General features: G+C 73.6%; 10 protein-coding genes. 5 read left to right on the top strand and 5 right to left on the bottom strand.

Features of this window, described 5'->3' with window-relative positions:
* Window positions 1–80: 80 nt before the first annotated feature.
* The 3 genes from ACRAKJ_RS39105 to eccE form a co-directional block, all read right to left on the bottom strand.
* Window positions 81–1,643, bottom strand: coding sequence for a S8 family serine peptidase (locus ACRAKJ_RS39105; protein ID WP_438920464.1), 1,563 nt, complete (start codon window positions 1,641–1,643; stop codon window positions 81–83).
* Window positions 1,644–1,893: 250 nt separating this feature from the next.
* Window positions 1,894–2,547 (bottom strand): hypothetical protein, encoded by a 654-nt coding sequence (locus ACRAKJ_RS39100; RefSeq protein ID WP_238598838.1) that lies wholly within the window; start codon window positions 2,545–2,547, stop codon window positions 1,894–1,896.
* A 65-nt stretch (window positions 2,548–2,612) separates the two neighbouring features.
* Window positions 2,613–3,989 carry a type VII secretion protein EccE gene (eccE, locus tag ACRAKJ_RS39095; protein ID WP_438920463.1) on the bottom strand — a complete coding sequence of 459 codons (1,377 nt, stop codon included), beginning with the start codon at window positions 3,987–3,989 and terminating at the stop codon, window positions 2,613–2,615.
* A gap of 129 nt (window positions 3,990–4,118) precedes the next feature.
* Here eccE and eccB point away from each other — a divergent pair, with 129 nt between their 5' ends.
* The 3 genes from eccB to ACRAKJ_RS39080 all read left to right on the top strand — a co-directional run bounded on the left by eccB (window position 4,119) and on the right by ACRAKJ_RS39080 (window position 7,307).
* Window positions 4,119–5,756 (top strand): type VII secretion protein EccB, encoded by a 1,638-nt coding sequence (gene eccB / locus ACRAKJ_RS39090; RefSeq protein ID WP_438920462.1) that lies wholly within the window; start codon window positions 4,119–4,121, stop codon window positions 5,754–5,756.
* A 61-nt stretch (window positions 5,757–5,817) separates the two neighbouring features.
* The gene (locus tag ACRAKJ_RS39085; RefSeq protein ID WP_438920461.1) at window positions 5,818–6,186 is read left to right on the top strand and encodes a hypothetical protein; all 369 of its coding nucleotides are present in this window, start codon (window positions 5,818–5,820) and stop codon (window positions 6,184–6,186) included.
* Window positions 6,186–7,307: a WXG100 family type VII secretion target gene (locus tag ACRAKJ_RS39080; protein WP_438920460.1), complete on the top strand. Its 1,122-nt coding sequence runs from the start codon at window positions 6,186–6,188 to the stop codon at window positions 7,305–7,307. Before ACRAKJ_RS39085 ends, ACRAKJ_RS39080 begins: the two co-directional genes overlap by 1 nt.
* A 56-nt stretch (window positions 7,308–7,363) precedes the next feature.
* Here the strand turns inward: ACRAKJ_RS39080 and mycP are convergent, their stop codons facing one another.
* Together mycP and eccD are read right to left on the bottom strand one after the other, a co-directional pair.
* On the bottom strand, window positions 7,364–8,797 hold the full coding sequence (gene mycP / locus ACRAKJ_RS39075; RefSeq protein WP_438920459.1) for a type VII secretion-associated serine protease mycosin: 1,434 nt from the start codon (window positions 8,795–8,797) through the stop codon (window positions 7,364–7,366).
* Window positions 8,798–8,804: 7 nt separating this feature from the next.
* Window positions 8,805–10,199: a type VII secretion integral membrane protein EccD gene (eccD, locus tag ACRAKJ_RS39070; protein ID WP_438920458.1), complete on the bottom strand. Its 1,395-nt coding sequence runs from the start codon at window positions 10,197–10,199 to the stop codon at window positions 8,805–8,807.
* Between the two features lie 306 nt (window positions 10,200–10,505).
* Here eccD and eccCa point away from each other — a divergent pair, with 306 nt between their 5' ends.
* Both eccCa and ACRAKJ_RS39060 read left to right on the top strand, forming a co-directional pair.
* The gene (eccCa, locus tag ACRAKJ_RS39065; RefSeq protein WP_438920457.1) at window positions 10,506–14,507 is read left to right on the top strand and encodes a type VII secretion protein EccCa; all 4,002 of its coding nucleotides are present in this window, start codon (window positions 10,506–10,508) and stop codon (window positions 14,505–14,507) included.
* 426 nt (window positions 14,508–14,933) lie between these two features.
* Complete coding sequence (locus ACRAKJ_RS39060; RefSeq protein ID WP_438920456.1) at window positions 14,934–17,747, top strand: BTAD domain-containing putative transcriptional regulator; 2,814 nt, start codon at window positions 14,934–14,936, stop codon at window positions 17,745–17,747.
* Window positions 17,748–17,844: the final 97 nt, after the last annotated feature.

Raw genomic sequence — 17,844 nt, 5'->3', positions numbered from 1 at the left:
CCCTGACCTGGTGAAACGGGAGCGACCCCGGGCCGGGGGTACCGGTTCGGGGCCGCTGTCGGGCCGGTGGTGCGCTGGTCTCAGAGGTCGAGGGTCCAGCTGTCGATGTACCCGGTGTCCTGGCTGTACGCGTCGCGCACGCGCAGGTTCCAGGTGCCGTTGGCGTTCTCGGCCGACAGGTTCAGCGCGTAGGTGGCGTCGACGTTGTCCGCGCTGTCCGAACCGGACTGCACCTTGAGCTGCTTGACCGAACCGCTGGGCGCGACCAGGTCGATCACCACGTCACCGCGGTAGCTGTGCTTGACGTGCACCTCGACGGTGGCGGTGGCGGACGCCTTGCCGCCGCAGCCCGTCACGGCGATCGGGCTGGACGCGGTGCCCAGGTCCGGGACGGCGACGTCGGCGTCGTTGGTCTTCGCGGGGCAGCCGCCGGGCGGCTGGGTGGCCTCGCCGACGACCTTCAGCAGCTTGTTCGGCGAACCGGTGCCCGCGCCCGTCACGACGCCGTTGGTGGCGCCGTTCACGAGGGCGTCGCGGACCTGCTGCGGGGTCGCGGTGGGGTTCGCGGCCAGGTAGACCGCGGCCGCGCCGACGACGTGCGGGGTGGCCATCGACGTGCCGGAGATGGTGTTGGTGGCCGTGTCGTTGGTGTGCCAGGCCGAGGTGATGGACGAGCCCGGCGCGAAGATGTCCAGGCAGGTGCCGATGTTGGAGAACGACGAGCGGGCGTCGGTGTTGGTCGTGGAGCCGACCGTGATCCCCTCCGCGGTGCGCGCCGGGGTGAAGTTGCACGCGTCCGCGCCGTTGCTGTTGCCCGCCGCGAGGCCGTAGGTCACGCCCGAGGCGATGGAGTTGCGCACGGCCTGGTCGACCGTGGCGTCCACGCCGCCGCCGAGGGACATGTTGGCCACGGCCGGCTTCACCGCGTTCGCGGTCACCCAGTCGACGCCCGCGATGACGCCCGCGTACGTGCCGGAGCCCGCGCAGTTCAGCACCCGGACGCCGACCAGCTTGGCCTTCTTCGCCACGCCGTGCGCGGTGCCGCCGACGGTGCCCGCCACGTGCGTGCCGTGGCCGTTGCAGTCGGACGCGTCGTTGTCGTTGTCGACGGTGTCGCGGCCGGTGGTGGCGCGCCCGCCGAAGTCGCTGTGCGAGAAGCGGATGCCCGTGTCGATGATGTAGGCGGTGACGCCCTCACCCTCGTTCGGGTAGGTGTAGGAGTTGTCCAGCGGCAGCGCGGCCTGGTCGATCCGGTCCAGGCCCCACGACGGGGTCGGCGCCTGCGTGGCGGCGGTGGAGACCACGCCGTCCTGCTGGACGTAGGCCACCGACGGGTCGGCGGCCAGCTTGCGCGCCTGCGCCTCGGACATCGTCGCCGAGAAGCCGCGCAGCGCCGACGAGTACGTGTGCTTCACGTCGGCCTGGTACTTGCTGCCCAGCGCGCTCGCGCTGCTCGTGCTCACGTCCTTGAGCACGACGATGTAGCTGTCCTTCACCGCGTTCGGCGCACCGAGGCCGCGGATGTCCCCCTCGGCCGCGGCGGAGGTGAAGGTGGTCAGCGCGGCGGTGACCGCGAACGCCGTGCCCGTGGCCAGCGCCGCGCTGACCGACCGTCTCGTCCAGGACGTGCGAACGTCTCCCATGGGCGGGATCTCCTCTTCACCGGGTGGTGTGTTCGGACCGTGTCGCCCCCGATACCGTCCGAACACGGTGAGGTCGTTCCTAGTTCGCCCGCGGGTGAGCGCGCAAGGAATTGCGCAGAACAGCCGACAAATGGCTCCTCCACAGTTTTATTCGCGCTGTGAACGAATTGCTGCGGAGAGTGACTGGACGAGGCGCAAAAAATATGCCCCCGGACCTCGCGGGTCCGGGGGCTCACGTGCTTCGGCGGGCTCAGTCGCCGCGGCGGACGGCACCCAGGATCTGCTGCTCACCGGGGGTGGTGACGAGCCGGAGCGGGCGCCACAGGTTCGTGCCGAGGGCGATGACCTGGTCGTCCTTGAGCGTGGTGAGCTGGTGCGCCATCTGCGGCGGCAGGCGCCAGATCTGCGACGCCAACTGCGCCTGGCCGACCGGCAGCCGCTGGAGCAGCACCAGGTCCGCGGAATTCGCGGTGGTCGCCGCCTGGGGGTGCAAATAGGGCAGCACGTACATCGTCGTCTGCCACGGGGAGCGCGGCGGGAACAACTCCTGCGGCACGTGGCCGCCGTCGTGCACGACCAGCAGCGGGCTGTCCTCGGACGGCCGCGGCAGCTCCACCGGGCTGAGCCGGCGCAGCTGCACCAGCGGCGAGGGGCGCCCGTCCGCGCCCGCGCCCGCCGCGCGCACCACCGGCTGCCAGGCCGCCGGGCGGCCCGTCGCGATGGTGATCCAGGCGCCGGTGGCCATGGCCCGCAGCGCGATCTGGCGGGCCAGGTAGAGGCCGCCCACGACGACCATGCGGGTCGGCGCGGACCGCAGCACGGAGATCGTCAGCGGCTCGCCCTGCAACCCGGAGCCCAGCACCATGCCGCCGCGGTCGCCCGACGGGCTGACCACGTCCAGCATCTGCGGCGACACCAGGAACTCCGGCGCGACGCCCCGGCCGTGCGAGTCCAGCAGGCGCGCGTTCGTCACGCCACACCTCCGAGCGGCAGCGTCGCGGCCAGGCCGGAGACCTGGAGGCCGTTCAACGGGGTCAGCGTGATGTCGAGCTTGTCGGCCAGCGCCTTGAGCCGGTCGTCGGCGCGGTCCAGCTCGGACGGCGTCCGCGCGCTCACCCGCACCATGCCGCGCAGGCCGACCTGGCCCTGCTCGCTGCTCGGCGAGATCGTCATCGACAGCGTGGACGACAGCGCCCGCACGCCGGTGAGCGCGTTGAGGTTGTTGCGCATCCCCTTGGACGGCCAGCCGGTGATCGCGTACGAGGCGTGGCCCACGCCGCCCGCCGTGACGCCCTTCCACCTCTCGCGCAGCGACACCGCGTTGTTCGAGCCCGCCACCGAGGTCAGCTCGGCGGCGGAGATGCCGGCGCGGATCAGCTCGTCGGGGTCGAGGGGGCGGATCGACACGCCCGCCGACTCCAGCGCGTTGCGCACCCGGGACAGCGCGCCGATCAGCGCGCGGTGGGCGCCCACGACGCCGCCACCGCGCTCCTTGATCGCCGCCGCGCAGCGCCGCGGGTCGAGCCGCACGGCGATCCACGTGGTGCGCCGGGCCGCCGCGGGCAGCGGGCCGAGCACCTCCAGGTACGAGTTGAGCGCGGGCGAGTTCGTCGGCAGCGCGGCGCTGCCCGGGTAGCAGTGCCAGATCACCGAGATCGAGTCCAGCACCACGCCGCGGTCCTCCAGCGTGGGCGCCAGCGCGCCCAGCGGCAGCGACGGCGCGCTGCCCACGGCGGTGATGAGGCCCGGCGCGGGGTCGACCAGCAGCACGGCGGTCCACGCGCCCTGGTGCCAGGCCATGCCCAGCGGGCGGCGCTCGTGGTCCACGCCCTTGGCGATCACCAGGTCCGGCACCGCGAGGCGCAGCAGCGCCACCCGCGGGTCCTCCGGGCCGATGACGGAGTTCTCCTCCTCCGACGGCGGCTTCATCTCCACCGGGCCGCTGCGCTTGGCCGTGCGGCTGTGCGAGCGGAAGTTGTAGCGCACCACGAGGTTGATCCACTGGGTCAGCCAGCGGCCCCGGGACCGGGTGAACGCGAGGACCAGCGCGACGAGGACCACACCGCCGGCGACGTACATCGGCACGGGGGCGATGCCGTCACCGGTGGCGCCGACGGCCAGCAGCACGAGGCCGACCGCGACACCGACCTCCAGCACGACCAGGTTGGCGACGGGCAGCGCGCCCAGGCTCGCCCCGGCGGTGCGGCGACGGGCCCTCAGCAGCGCGGCCCGCACGGCACCGCCGCCGGGGGCCTGCGCCCGCGGCGCCGCGGGGTTGGGGGGACCTCCGGGCCGGGGAGCCGCGCCCACGGGTGGTGTGCCCGGAGGGGGAGTAGTGACCGACATCCGATCTGGTTCTCTTTCCGTCGGCGTGCGCCGGGTGGACCGACCGGGTCTCGCCAACCCGCACACGGACCACCCGCCGTCCGGCTATCGTGCAGACCGTACCGCGACTGGGAGAGCAGCGAGCCGAGAATGGCATCAACACCCACCACCAAGTCACAGGTCCAGGCCTACCGCTTCGTGCTGCGCCGGATGCAGTCCGCCCTGGTGCGCCGGGACGCGGTGATGCTGCACGACCCCATGCGCACGCACTCGCGCGCCACGGCGGTGGGCGTCCTCCTCGGTGTCATCGGCCTGCTCGGGTTCCTCATCTTCGGCTTCTTCTCGCCCGACCCGAAGGTGACCGACGACACGCAGATCGCCATCTCCAAGGAGACCGGCCAGGTCTACGTGGTGCGCACCGGCTCGCCCCGCACGCTGATCCCGATGACCAACCTCGCGTCCGCGCGCCTGCTCCTGCTCCAGCAGCAGCAGCCCGACGGCGGCACCGAGGCCCAGGGCGGCGGCGACGCGGCGGCCGGCGCGGTGAACCAGGCGCCGCAGGTCGCGGGCGGCGAACCCAAGCTGGTCAGCGAGAAGGCCCTGTCCAAGATGCCCAAGGGCCGGCTGACCGGCATCCCGGACGGCCCGGACGTGCTGCCCGCCCCGGCTGACCGGATCGGCCCGGACTGGTCGGTGTGCGACACGCTCACGCTCGACGACTCGCTGAACGACCCCTCGGCGACCCGCAAGGTGACCACCACCGTGCTCGCCGGGTACAGCGGCGGCGGCCAGCCGCTCGACGGCAACCAGGCCCTGCTGGTGCGCGCGAGCACCGACAACAAGCAGGCGTACCTGATCTACAAGGCCCCGGTGAACTCGAAGGTCACCTCGACCTCCACCGTGCGGGCCAAGGTCGACCTGGACAACCCGCAGGTCGTCACCGCGCTCAGCCTGAGCCAGAAGAACCCGCGCGTGATCAGCTCCGGCCTGCTCAACGCCATCCCCGAGGCCAAGCCGCTGGTGGCGCCGGAGATCGCGGGCCGCGGCCAAGCCGTGTCCTACGTGCAGGGCGAGAACCTCAAGGTCGGCGACGTGATCGAGGTCGCCCGCACCGGCGCGCCCTCGGTGTTCTACGTGGCGCTCAAGGACGGCCTCCAGGAGATCAGCAAGGCGGCCGGCGACCTGATCCGCGCCACCTACGCGCAGGGCGCCAAGCCGAAGCCCGTCGACATCGCGCGCATCAACGGCGCGAAGACGGTCAAGGAGCTCGACTTCGACGACTACCCGACCGAGGTGCCGGAGACGCTGGAGCCGAACCAGAACAACCGCGTCGTCTGCCTCGGCTGGCAGGCCCAGAACGTCGGTTCGGCCAACAAGTCGCAGCACACCAAGGTGACCATCGCGCCGTCGCTGCCGATCCCGTCGGACGTCGCGCCGGTGAGCATCAACCAGGTCGGCGCCACCGGCGAGGTCGTGAGCCAGTTCGCGATGGCCCCCGGCAAGGCCGCCGTGGTGCGCAGCGCGACGTCCACCCAGGACTTCGCCAGCGGCCCGATCCACCTGATCACCGGCCGTGGCGTGAAGTACGGCGTCCCGGACGTGGTCACGGCGGGCGCGCTCGGGCTCGGCTCGGACGGCTTCTCGCCCGGTCCCGAGTCGATCCTGCGGCTGCTGCCGAACGGGCCGCAGCTCAACCGCAACGACGCCGCGCGGAGCTGGGACTCCATCCCGGTGCCGAAGGGCAACGGGCTGCTGCCCGAGGAGCAGGCGAAGAAGCAGGGCGGCTGACCCCGGCGCGGGGCGGAACCGGCGCGGGCCGGTCGCCGTCACAGGGTTCGGAGGTGTCGGGGTGAACGAGGTCCCACGCGGGCCGGTGGCGTCGACGGGCACGGGCAAGGTGTCGGTCGACCCCCGCTGGCTGGAGCTGTACGCGGAACGCGTCGACGAGGCGGCCGAGGAGATGGCGCGGGCGCGGGACGCGCTGCGCGAGGCGCCGCCGCGGTCGCGGAGCTTCGGCGAGCTGGGCCGCACCCTGCGCAGCGCCGAGTCCTACGGCCGGGCGGCCGGGCTGCTCCAGCAGCAGCTGGACCGCGCGTGCGGGGTGCTGACCGCCGCGGCGAAGGGCCTGCACGACGTGGCCGAGCACTACGGCGCCCAGGACGAGGAGGCCGCCGCGCTGGTCAAGGGCGTCGAGCGGCACGGCGGGATGAGCGCCTGATGCGCGGCAAGGACGGCAGGCAGGTCGCGGCCGAGGTGGGCGAGGAGCTGGACTACCTGTCCGGGATCAGCCGCAGGCTCGGCGTCCGCGACCTGGTCGCCGACTACTTCACGCCCGTCGTGGGCGACTGGAACGACCTGCACGAGGAGGCCGAGCGCTGGCGCCGGGCCGGCCTCGTCGCGGAGCACGTGACGCGCGACCTGACCGCGCCGCTGGGCAGGCTCGACTCGGCGTGGCAGGGGCGGGACGCCGACGCGTTCGTCGACCACATGCGCGCGGTCGGCCTGGCCGGGCACGACCTGTCCGACGCCATGCACGTCATGGGCGAGGCTCTGGACCGCACCGCGGAGGGCGTCCGGGAGATCGTCGAGGACATGTCCCGGGTGTTCGCCGACGCGGCCGAGGCGGTGTCCGGCGCGGCGGCGCTGCCGCTGGACGGCGACCGGCGCGTGGTGGAGGTCCTGGACGACCTGCACGACCCGGCCAAGGAGCTGCACGAGTCCGTGCGGGACGTGCTGGAGGCGTTCCTGCGGCTGTGCGACGGGGTGTCCGGGGCGGACGACTTCGCCGACGTGGCGGTGGAGCACCGCTACCCCGAGCGGGACTGGGCGTGGTCGGGGCCCGCGACGCCGTCGGCCGCCGTGCCGCGGCCCGGCGACGGCCGCGCCGACCCCGCCGAACCGAAGCCCGCCGACCCCCGGCCCGCCGAACCGAAGCCCGCCGCGGCGTCCGCCGGCGGTGGGGCCGGCGGTGGGGCACCGGGTGGCGGTGGCGGTGGCGTGCCCGGTGGTGGTGGCGGTGTCCCCGCCGGCGGTGGCGTGCCGGGGGGCGACGCACCGGAGCGGATGTCCCCGGGCGGCTCGACCGGCGTGTCCGAGCCCGGCCCCGCGGAACCGGCCCCGAGGCCCGCCGCGGCGGCTGCCTCCACCGGTCCGGCCGGCCCCGGTGGCGCGGCGGGTGCCGGGGTGGTGGGCGGCGGCGTGATGGGCGGCATGGGCGCCGCCGGCGGGCAGCAGGGCGGCGACAAGGAGCACAAGGCGAAGGTGCGCCTGGCCGGGTCCACCGAGGAGCTGTTCGGCCGGCCCAAGAAGTCCGCGCCGCCGGTGCTCGGCGAGGACTGACCACGACGGAGAAGGGCCGCCTCCCGGGTTCCGGGGGCGGCCCTTCCGCGTGCGGGTCAGAGCACGGAGCGCTTCACCGGCACGGCGGCGCGCCGGGCGCGGTTGCGGTTGACCGTGTGCACGACGAACAGCGTCAGCAGCAGCACGCCCACGGCCGCCCCGGTGCCGGACAGCGCCACGACCATCGGCGTGTTGTCCGGCGGGTTGAGCGGGTCGAGGGTCGTCATCAGCTGGGTCGGCTGGGCGGCGGGACCGCCCTCGCCCTCGCTGCGCAGCTCGGCGGTCAGCGCGGCGACCGGGTTGATCATGCCGAAGCCGACCTTGTGGTCCCGGCCCTCCGGGTTGCCGGGGTGCTGCGCCGTGGCCTTGATCCGGTTCATCACCTGGCGGGCGTTGAGGTCCGGGAACCGCTCGCGCACCAGGGCCGCGACGCCCGCCACGTACGGCGCGGCGAAGCTCGTGCCCTGGATGCGGGCCAGCTGGTTGTTCTGCGGGTTGGTCTTCGCGTCGGTCAGGCCCTGGCCCGCCGGGTCGAGGGTCACGATCTCCTCGCCGGGCGCGGCCACGCTGACCCAGGGGCCCCACACCGAGAACGACGACACGGCGCCCTTCTCGTTCATCGAGGCCACCGACAGCACGTCCTCGGAGTACCACGGCGGCGAGGCGACCACCTTGACGTTCGCCGGGTCCTGGTTGTCGTTCTGGGCCTGGCAGCCGCTGTTCTGGTCGATGTTGCCCGCCGCGGTGACGATGACGGCGTCCTTCTCGTCGACCGCCCACTTGATCGCGGCCTGCAGCTCGCGCTCGCCGGTGCTCGGCTCGCGCGGCGGGTCGCACGCGGTCAGCGAGATGTTGATGACCTCCGCGCCGTCCGACGCGGCCACGATGATGGCCTTGGCGAGGGTGTCGACCTTGCCCGCGGACGCCCGGTTGTCGACCTTCGCCGGGTCCTCGAACTTGTAGTGGTCGCTGGTCTGGCGGATCGCCATCACCTTGGCGTCCGGCGCGGCCCCGATGAAGCCGGTGGCCTCGTCCCGGCTGGCCGCCGCGATGCCCGCGACCTCGGTGCCGTGGCCGTCGCAGTCGAACACGCCCCGCTTCTCGGTCTCGACGTAGTCGCCGCCCGGGACCACCCGGCCCTTGAGCCGCGGGTGGTTCTCGTTGACGCCGGTGTCGATGACCGCCAGCACCACGTCCCGGCCGGTGGCGAAGCGGTGCGCCTCCTCCAGGCGCAGCTGCATCTGCCCCCACGGCTTGTTCGGGATGGCCCGGTCGCCCGTGCCCGAGGCGATGCACTGGACGGACTGCTTGTAGTCGACGTCCTCCTTGGGGTCCGCCCGCGGCCGCAGGAACTTCCCGAGGTCCACCGGCGGCGGCTGGGAGTTCGGCCGGGTCGGCGGGGGCGTCGGAGCGGGCTGGGCGTGCGCGCCCGGCGCGGTGACCAGGGTGAAGGCCACCGCGCTCAGCGCGGCGAGCTTGCGGATGCGCATCGGTTCCTCACGCGGGGATGAGCTGGCGCATGGCCACGTACAGGTCCATCACCGCCAGGGCGAGCGGCAGCACCGCCGCGATGAGGATGGCCTCCAGCACGTCGACCGTGCGGCGCAGGACCGGGGAGAACTTCTGGTGGGGGAAGATCACGCCGAGCACCAGCGCCGCCGCGCCGACGACCACGAGGGCGCCGAACACGTACAGCAGCCGGTCGCCGGGCGTGGAGCCGAGGAGCCAGCCGACCAGCACGCCCGCGCCCGCCACCATGCCGCTGCCCAGCAGCGCCACGGCCTGCGCGCCGTTGGCGTAGGAGCGCCCGCGCAGCAGCAGCACGAGGGTGACCACGATCGCCAGCAGCGGGCCCCAGACGGTGCCGTCGGAGGCGGCGATCACGCCGAACACCGCGGCGATGCCGCCGCAGCCGATGATCATGCCGGTGAGGTACTCGTGGGCGTTGGCGGTGCGGCGCTCGATGACGGAGTACTCCGGGAAGCCGGTGTCCTCCTTGAGGTCCTCGGCGGAGCCCGGCACGGTCGGCAGCGGCAGCTTGGCCAGCTGGATCGTCAGCCGGGGCAGCGCGGACAGCGCCGCGAGCGAGACGGCCGCGGTGGCCGCCGCGATGCCCTGGACCGGGTGGTCGACGAAGATGCCGACGAGGAACGCCAGGCCGCTCAGCGCGCCCGCCGTGGCGGCGGCGATGAACACCGTGATGCCGCGGCCGATGAGCAGGATGGCGGCCGACGCGAAGATCAGCACCAGCACGCTGGCCAGCAGCAGGTTCGGCCGGCCGACCTCGCCCGGGACGGTGTAGAGGCCCGCCACGTACGCCATGGGCAGGCCGCCCGCGGCGGCGATGAGCACGCCCGTGCCGGTCGCGTTGTAGGACCGCGCGACGACCGCGCCCGCGGCCAGCGCGATGATCGCCACGACGCCCGCGCTGATCGCCGGGCCGAGGCTGCCGCCGCCGGCCAGCGGACCGGCCAGCAGCACCGCGACGGCGGCCGTGATCAGGGCCAGCGCGCCCGCGATGTGGCCGTAGCGGCGCGCGGTGTCCTTCGTCCACGGGCGGAAGCTGTCGGGGTCGGACTCGGCGATGGCGTCGACCACGTCGTCGTACAGCGGCGGCGGCGGGTTCTCGTTGCGCTTGCGCAGCTGGAGCAGCTCGCCGTCGATGACGCCGAGCGAGGCCAGCGTGCGGCTGGGGTCGAGCGGGCTGTCGCCCAGCTTGGCCAGCGCCCACCCGCCGTGCCGCACGCCGCCGTCCGGAGTGGCCTCCTTGGCCATGTCCAGCAGCATCGGCAGCAGGTCGGCCACCGCGACGTCGGCGGGCAGCGCGACGTCGATACGCGTTCGCGGCGCAACCACCGTCACCCGGCTGAACACCGTCGTACCGGTCGCCACCAGCGCCCCCTAAAGTCCTGATGTGTGTGCCGTGGGTCCGCCCCGACCCTATTCCGCCGGTCGGGGGTCCCTCCTGCCGACCCCGGGAGGAGCCGGCGCGGTGGAGCGGGCCCAGTATGGCCTCACCGGGTGGCGCGGACGTGCTGTTCCGCACAACACGTGCGCAACACTCCCGTCCGCGATTTTTCCCCGACCCACCGCCACGGGCCTTATCGATGCGCAATAGTGTCGGTTGCTACTGGCGGCGCGCGCCCGCACGCGTGCCCCGAGGGTGTTCTCGAACGAGTTTGAAGAGGTGCCTGTCAGGTGAGCACGTTGCAGTTCAAGCGCACGGCACGCCTCGCTGCTCCCCGCCCGCCCGGCGGTGAGGTCCACCTCGAACCGCCGCCCGAGGTGCCCCGCGTCATCCCCGGCAACATCATGATGAAGGCGATGCCCGTCGTCATGATCGTGTCGTCCGTCGGCATGATGGTGCTGATGTTCAGCTACAGCGGGCGCAGCCCCGCTGCGATGATCATGCCCGGCATGATGCTGGTCTCGACCATCGGCATGATGGCCGGCGGCATGGGCAGCGGCAAGGGCCAGAAGAAGGCCGAGATGAACGAGGACCGCAAGGACTACCTGCGCTACCTCGGCCAGATGCGCGACCGCGCCCGCGAAGCCGCCAACGAGCAGCGCGCCGAGCGCGAGTGGGTCCACCCCGACCCCCAGATGCTGTGGTCCCTGGCCACGACCCGGCGCATGTGGGAGCGCCGGCAGAACGACCCCGACTTCTGCCACCTGCGCGCGGGCCGCGGCTCGCAGCGCCTGGCGACCCGCCTGGTGCCGCCGCAGACCGGCCCGGTCGAGGAGCTGGAGCCCATCGCGACGCTGGCGCTGCGCCGCTTCGTGCGCGCCCACTCGCTGGTGCCCGACCTGCCCATCTCGATCGCGCTGCGCGGCTTCGCCGCCGTCGGCCTGCTCGGCGAGATCGAGGAGAAGCGCGGCCTGGCCCGCGCCCTGCTGGCCCAGATGGCCACGTTCCACTCGCCGGACGACCTGCTGATCGCCGTCGTCACCACCGGCCGCACCAAGGCCGAGTGGGAGTGGATGAAGTGGCTGCCGCACGTGCAGCACCCGAACATCGTCGACGGCATCGGCCAGATGCGGATGATGGCCGGCTCCCTCACCGAGGTCGAGCAGATGCTGGACGAGCAGCTGCGCGACCGACAGCGGTTCACCCGCAACGCGCCGCCGCCCGCCGACCAGCCGCACGTGGTCATCCTGATCGACGACGGCGACGTCACCCGGGAAGAGCAGATCATCCTGGAGGAGGGCCTGGTCGGCGTCACGCTGCTCGACCTGTCCGAGTCCCTGGGCAACCTCACCGCCCGCCGCGGCCTGCGGCTGGTCATCGAGGACGGCAAGCTCGGCGCGCGCAGCGCCAGCGGCGTCGAGTGGTTCGGCTCGCCGGACTGGCTGAGCGTGGTCGAGGCCGAGGCGCTGGCCCGGCGGCTGTCGCCGTACCGGATCGGCGGCGTGGACTCGGGCGGCAGCGACGAGGACCCGCTGTCGATGAGCAACAACCCGCCGCTGCTGGAGTTCCTGGGCGTCCCCGGCGACCCGATGACGTTCGACGTGCAGGGCGCGTGGCGGCCCCGGCCGGTCCGCGACCGCTACCGCGTGCCGTTCGGCATCGGCGAGTACGGCCAGCAGGTCGAGCTGGACATCAAGGAAGCCGCGATGGAGGGCATGGGCCCGCACGGCCTGTGCATCGGCGCGACCGGTTCCGGCAAGTCCGAGTTCCTGCGCACCCTCGTGCTGGGGATGCTCGCCACGCACTCGTCGACGTCGCTCAACATGATCCTCGTCGACTTCAAGGGCGGCGCGACCTTCCTCGGCCTGGACAAGGCGCCGCACGTCGCCGCGACGATCACCAACCTGGCGGGCGACCTGACCCTGGTCGACCGCATGAAGGACGCCATCGCCGGCGAGGTGTCGCGCCGCCAGGAGGTCCTGGCGAAGGGCAACTACAAGAACGTCTGGGACTACGAGAAGGCCCGCGAGAACGGCGCCGACCTCGACCCGCTGCCCGCGCTGTTCATCTGCATCGACGAGTTCTCCGAGATGCTGACGGCCAAGCCGGACTTCATCGACATCTTCCTCCAGATCGGCCGCGTCGGCCGGTCGCTCCAGATGCACATGCTGCTGGCCTCGCAGCGCCTCGAAGAGGGCAAGCTGCGCGGCCTGGACACGTTCCTGTCCTACCGGATCGGCCTGAAGACGTTCTCCGCCGCCGAGTCGCGCGCGGCGATCGGCGTGCCGGACGCCTACGAGCTGCCGCCCATCCCGGGCTCCGGCTACCTGGGCGTGCAGGGCTCGCCGCTGACCCGGTTCAAGGCGCTGTACGTGTCCGGCCCGTACCGGCCCGCCGGCCTCCAGGTCGCGGGCCCGTCCGCGCCGGTGACCAGCGACAAGCGACCCCGGTTCTTCGTGCCGGACTACATCGAGGTCCCCAAGGAGCCGATCAGGCCGATCGAGCCGGTCAAGCAGGAGAAGAAGGAGGACTCGAACGAGCCCAGCGAGCTGGAGGTCATCGTCGAGCGGCTGGTGGGCCAGGGCCCGCCGGCGCACGAGGTGTGGCTGCCGCCGCTGAACGAGCCGCCGTCGCTGGACACCCTCCTGCCGCCGCTCCAGGCGACCGAGGACCGCGGCCTCACCGCGCCCGGGTTCTTCTCCAACGGCAAGCTCCAGGTGCCGCTCGGCGTGGTCGACAAGCCGTTCGAGCAGCGGCGCGACCTGCTGTGGGCGGACTTCTCCGGCGCGGCCGGCCACGGCGCGGTCGTCGGCGGCCCGCAGTCGGGCAAGTCGATGATGCTGCGGACCCTGATCACCTCGATGGCGTTGACGCACACCCCCGAGGAGGTGCAGTTCTACTGCCTCGACCTCGGTGGCGGCACGCTCGCCGCGATGGAGAACCTGCCGCACGTCGGTGGCTTCGCCTCCCGCCTCGACGTGGACAAGGCGCGTCGCATGGTGGCCGAGCTGTCGGGCCTGATCTCCGAGCGCGAGCAGCGGTTCCGGGCGCAGGGCATCGACTCGATGGTCGAGTTCCGCAACCGCCGGCGGCGCGGCGAGATCCGCGACGACCTGTTCGGCGACGCGTTCCTCGTCGTCGACGGCTGGATGAACTTCCGGCAGGAGTTCGAGGCGCTGGAGCCGGCGGTCCAGGCGCTCACCGCGCAGGGCCTGTCCTACGGCGTGCACGTGGTCGTGTCGGCGAACCGGTGGGCGGAGATCCGGCCCGCCATGAAGGACCTCCTGGGCACCCGCTTCGAGCTGCGCCTCGGTGACCCGAGCGAGTCGGACGTGGACCGCAAGGTCGCCGTCAACATCCCGGCCGGCCGGCCGGGCCGCGGCCTGTCGCCGCAGAAGCTGCACTTCCTCACCGCCCTGCCGCGCGTCGACGCGTCCTCGGACCCGGAGACCGTGGCCGGCGGCGTGCAGGACATGATGGCCAAGGTCAACGCCGCCTGGCGCGGTCGCCGCGCGCCGCAGGTCCGCCTGCTGCCCGACGTGCTGCCGTACGCGGACTTCATGAACCAGGTGCAGCAGCTCAACCCGAACCGCGGCCACCTGGTGCCCATCGGCGTCAACGAGGACGAGCTGGCGCCGGTCTACCTGGACTTCAACGCCGACCCGCACTTCATGTCGCTGGCCGACGGCGAGTCCGGCAAGACGAACCTGCTGCGCACCATCGTGCGGGGCATCATGAACAGCTACACCTCGTCCGAGGCGCTGATCATGCTGGTCGACTACCGGCGCACCATGCTCGGGTACATCGAGACGGACCACCTGCTGTCCTACGCCGTGTCGTCGGCCCAGCTCACGGACATGATCAAGGACGTGCGCGGCTCGATGACGGGCCGGCTGCCCGGCCCGAACGTCACCCAGGAGCAGCTGAAGAACCGCTCGTGGTGGAAGGGCCCGGAGCTGTTCATCGTGGTCGACGACTACGACCTGGTGGCGCCGCAGGGCGGGCAGAACCCGCTCGCGCCGCTGGCCGAGTTCATCCCGCAGGCCAAGGACGTCGGGCTGCACATCGTCGCGGTCCGCCGCATGGGTGGCGCGTCCCGGGCGCTGTTCGACCCGATCCTGGGCAAGCTGAAGGAGCTCTCGGCGCCGTTCCTGGTGGGGTCCGGCTCGAAGGAGGAGGGCGCGGTCGTGGGCAACCTCAAGCCGTCGCCGCAGCCGCCGGGCCGGGGCACGCTGGTGACCCGCAAGTTCGGCCAGCAGCGCATCCAGGTCTCCTGGCTCGACCCCGACTGAGCCGTCGCGCACGTGGAGGGCCCCGCTCCGGCGGGGCCCTCCCGCGTTGCGGGTGGTCTGGTCCACCGGGTCGCGGAGAGGTCCTCGTCACGCGGGCCGGGCGGGCGCGAGTACGGCCCGCGGCCCGCTCGGCGGGCGATCGCCGAACAGGTCGCGGGCCGTGCCGGTCCCCGCGAACAGCCCCCCACCTGCGGGAACGGCGATACCCCCCGTACCCCTCACCGCCGTTCCCGCGCTCGCGGTGGACCTGTGCACACTGTGCCGCACCGCCCTCACACTCGACTCACACGAGGCTCTCGCGAAACGCATGGCCGGCCTATGCTCTGCCGTCGCGGGAGGTGGTCGGGCGGTGCTGGACGAGTTCGAGGTGCGGGGACGCCGCGACGCGCTCACGACCCCGGCGCCCGGGATCGCCGGGCTGCCGTCGTGACCGGGCCGCGGACCCGGTTCGGCGTCCTCGGCCCGCTGGAGGTGCGGCACGCGGACGTCGCCGTGCCGCTGCCCGCGGGCCGGGCGCGGGCGCTGCTGGCGACCCTGCTGCTGCGCGCCAACCAGACCGTGTCGGTGGACGACCTCGTCGAGCGGCTGTGGGACGAGGACGTGCCGAACCCGCGCCGGGCGCGGGCCACGCTGCACATGGTGGTGACCCGGCTGCGGCAGGCGCTCGGCGAGGCGAACGTGGTGCGCACCGCGACCAACGGGTACGTGGCCGACGTGCCGCCGGGCGCGCTGGACCTGGACGTGTTCCGCGACCTGGCGGCGGACGGGCGGTTCACCGAGGCGCTGGAACTGTGGCGGGGCGCGCCGCTGCCCGACGTGCGCTCGGACGTGCTGCACCGCGAGGAGGTCGCGCCGCTGCTGGAGGAGCGGCTGGTCGTGCTGGAGCGCCGCGTCGACGCCGACCTCGCGGCCGGGCGCACCGGCGAGCTGGTGGGCGAGCTGCGGTCGCTGACCGAGCAGCACCCGCTGCGGGAGCGGTTCTGGGCGCAGCTGATGCTCGCCCTGTACCGGTCCGGGCGGCAGGCCGAGGCGCTGTCCGCGTACCAGGCGGTGCGCCGGGCGCTGGTGGAGGAGCTGGGCGTCGACCCGGGCGCCGCGCTGACCGAGCTGTACGAGCGCATCCTGCGCAACGAGGTCGACGGCGGCGACCGGGCCGTGCCCCGGCATGTGCCGCCGGAGGTGTCGCTGTTCGTCGGCCGGGAGCGGGAGCTGGCCGCGCTGGACGAGGCCGCGGCCCGGCCGGGCGTCGTGCTGGTGCACGGCGCGGGCGGGGTCGGCAAGACCGCGTTGGCGCTGCGCTGGGCCAACCTCCGCCGCCACCTGTTCCCCGACGGCGACCTGCACCTGGACCTGGGCGGGTTCGCCGCCGACAGCCCGCCGGTCGAACCGGCCACGGCCGCCGAGGCGCTGCTGGTGGCGCTCGGCTCGCGCCCGGAGGACGTGCCCGCCGGGCTCGCCGCCCGCACCGCGGCGCTGCGCTCGGCGCTGGCGGGCCGCCGCGTGCTGGTGGTGCTGGACAACGCGGCCGACAGCGACCAGGTGATCCCGCTGCTGCCCGGCACGCCGACCGCCACCGTGCTGGTGACGAGCCGCAACCAGCTGCGCAGGCTGGCCGCCCACCACGGCGTGCGCCGGGTGCCGCTGCACGAGCTGTCCGTGGAGGAGGCGACGGACCTGCTGTCGTCGGTGCTCGGCGACGACCGGGTCGGCGACGACCCGGCGGCGGGCAGGCAGGTCGTCGAGCGGTGCACGGGCCTGCCGCTGGCGCTGCGGGTGTTCGCCGAGCGGGTGGCCAGGTTCCCGGGCACGCCGCTGGGCGAGTTCGCCGCCGAGCTGTCCGACGAGCGGTCCCGGCTGGACGCGCTCAACGCCGACGACGGCGACGACACCGACGTGCGCACCGTGCTGTCCTGGTCCTACCGGGCGCTGGACGAGGACGCGGCGCGCCTGTTCCGCCTGCTGTCCGCGCACCCCGGGCCGCACCTGGGCGTCAAGGCCGCCGCCGCCCTCGCGGCGCTGCCGGGGCAGGTGGTCCGCCGCCGGCTGGAGCGCCTCACGTCCGACCACCTGATCGGCGCGTGCGCGCCGGGCCGCTACGAGTTCCACGACCTGCTGCGCGCCTACTCGACCGAGCTGTCCGACGCCGCGGGCGACGACCGCAAGGCCGCCCTGCGCGCCGTCGCCGAGTGGTACGCGAGGGCGGCGGAGCTGGCCGCGTCCCGGTCGCCGTCGCACCGGGTCGCGGGGGCGCCCGCCTCGTCCGAGGACGCGTCGCTGCCGGTGATCGGCACCGCCGCCGAGTCCGGCGAGTGGACCCGGCGCGAGATGCCCAACCTGCTCGCGGTGTGCCGGGCGGCGGCCGGCGCCGGGTGGCACGAGCTGGTGTGGCGGATCAGCGACTCGCTGTGGTGGATGTCGGAGCTGGTGCCGCGCGGCGACGACCTGGTGGAGGTGTTCCGGCTCAGCCGCGAGGCGGTGCGGCACAGCACCGCGCGCGACCGGGAGAGCCAGGTGCTCAACCGCCTCGGCTGGGTGTACGCGCAGGCCAACCGGCACGAGGAGGCGGTGGGGACGCACCACGAGGGGCTCGCCGTCGCCCGCGCCGAGGGCAACAAGCCGGTGGAGTGCGCGATCGAGCTGAACCTGGGCACCACCTACCGCCGGATGGGCAGGCACGCCGACGCGGTCGTCCACCAGCTCCGGGGCCTGGCCCTGGCCCGCGAGCAGGGCGACGAGCACCGGCAGGCGGCGGCCCACTCGAACCTCTCGCCGAACCTGGCCGCGCTGAACCGCAACGAGGAGGCGCTGGAGCACGCCTCGCAGGCGGTGGCGATCTTCGACCGGCGCGGCGACCGCTACTACGCCGCGCGGGCCTCGATGGCCCTCGGCGCGGCCCACCGCGCGCTGGGCCGGTTCACCGAGGCGGAGGCGGTGCTGCGGCGCGGCGTGGAGCTGCTGGGCGAGTTCACGGACCGGTTCAGCGAGGCGATCCTGCTCGACGAGCTGGGCACCGTCCTGCTGTGCCTGGACCGCCGGGACGAGGCGCTCGACCACTGGGGCCGTGCGGCGGCCGTCTACGAGGAGTACGAACCGGGCCGGGCCGAGGTGCTGCGCCGGTGGCTCGCCGACCACGCGGCCGGCCCCCCGACCGGCCCTCCGACCGACTCGCCGTCCGGCTCCCCGCCCGAGCCCCCGCCCGAGCCCCCGCCCGATCCCGCGGGGCCCTCGACGGGGAGGTGAGGGCACCGCGGTCCGGTCGTCACCGCGGACGGCGCGCCGCCCCCCGGCGACGCACCGCTTCACGGGACCGTCCCCCCGGCACGGTCCCCGCCCCCCC

The sequence above is a fragment of the Saccharothrix sp. DSM 118769 genome, assembly GCF_052936295.1.
This window is presented reverse-complemented; position numbering and strand designations above follow the sequence as displayed.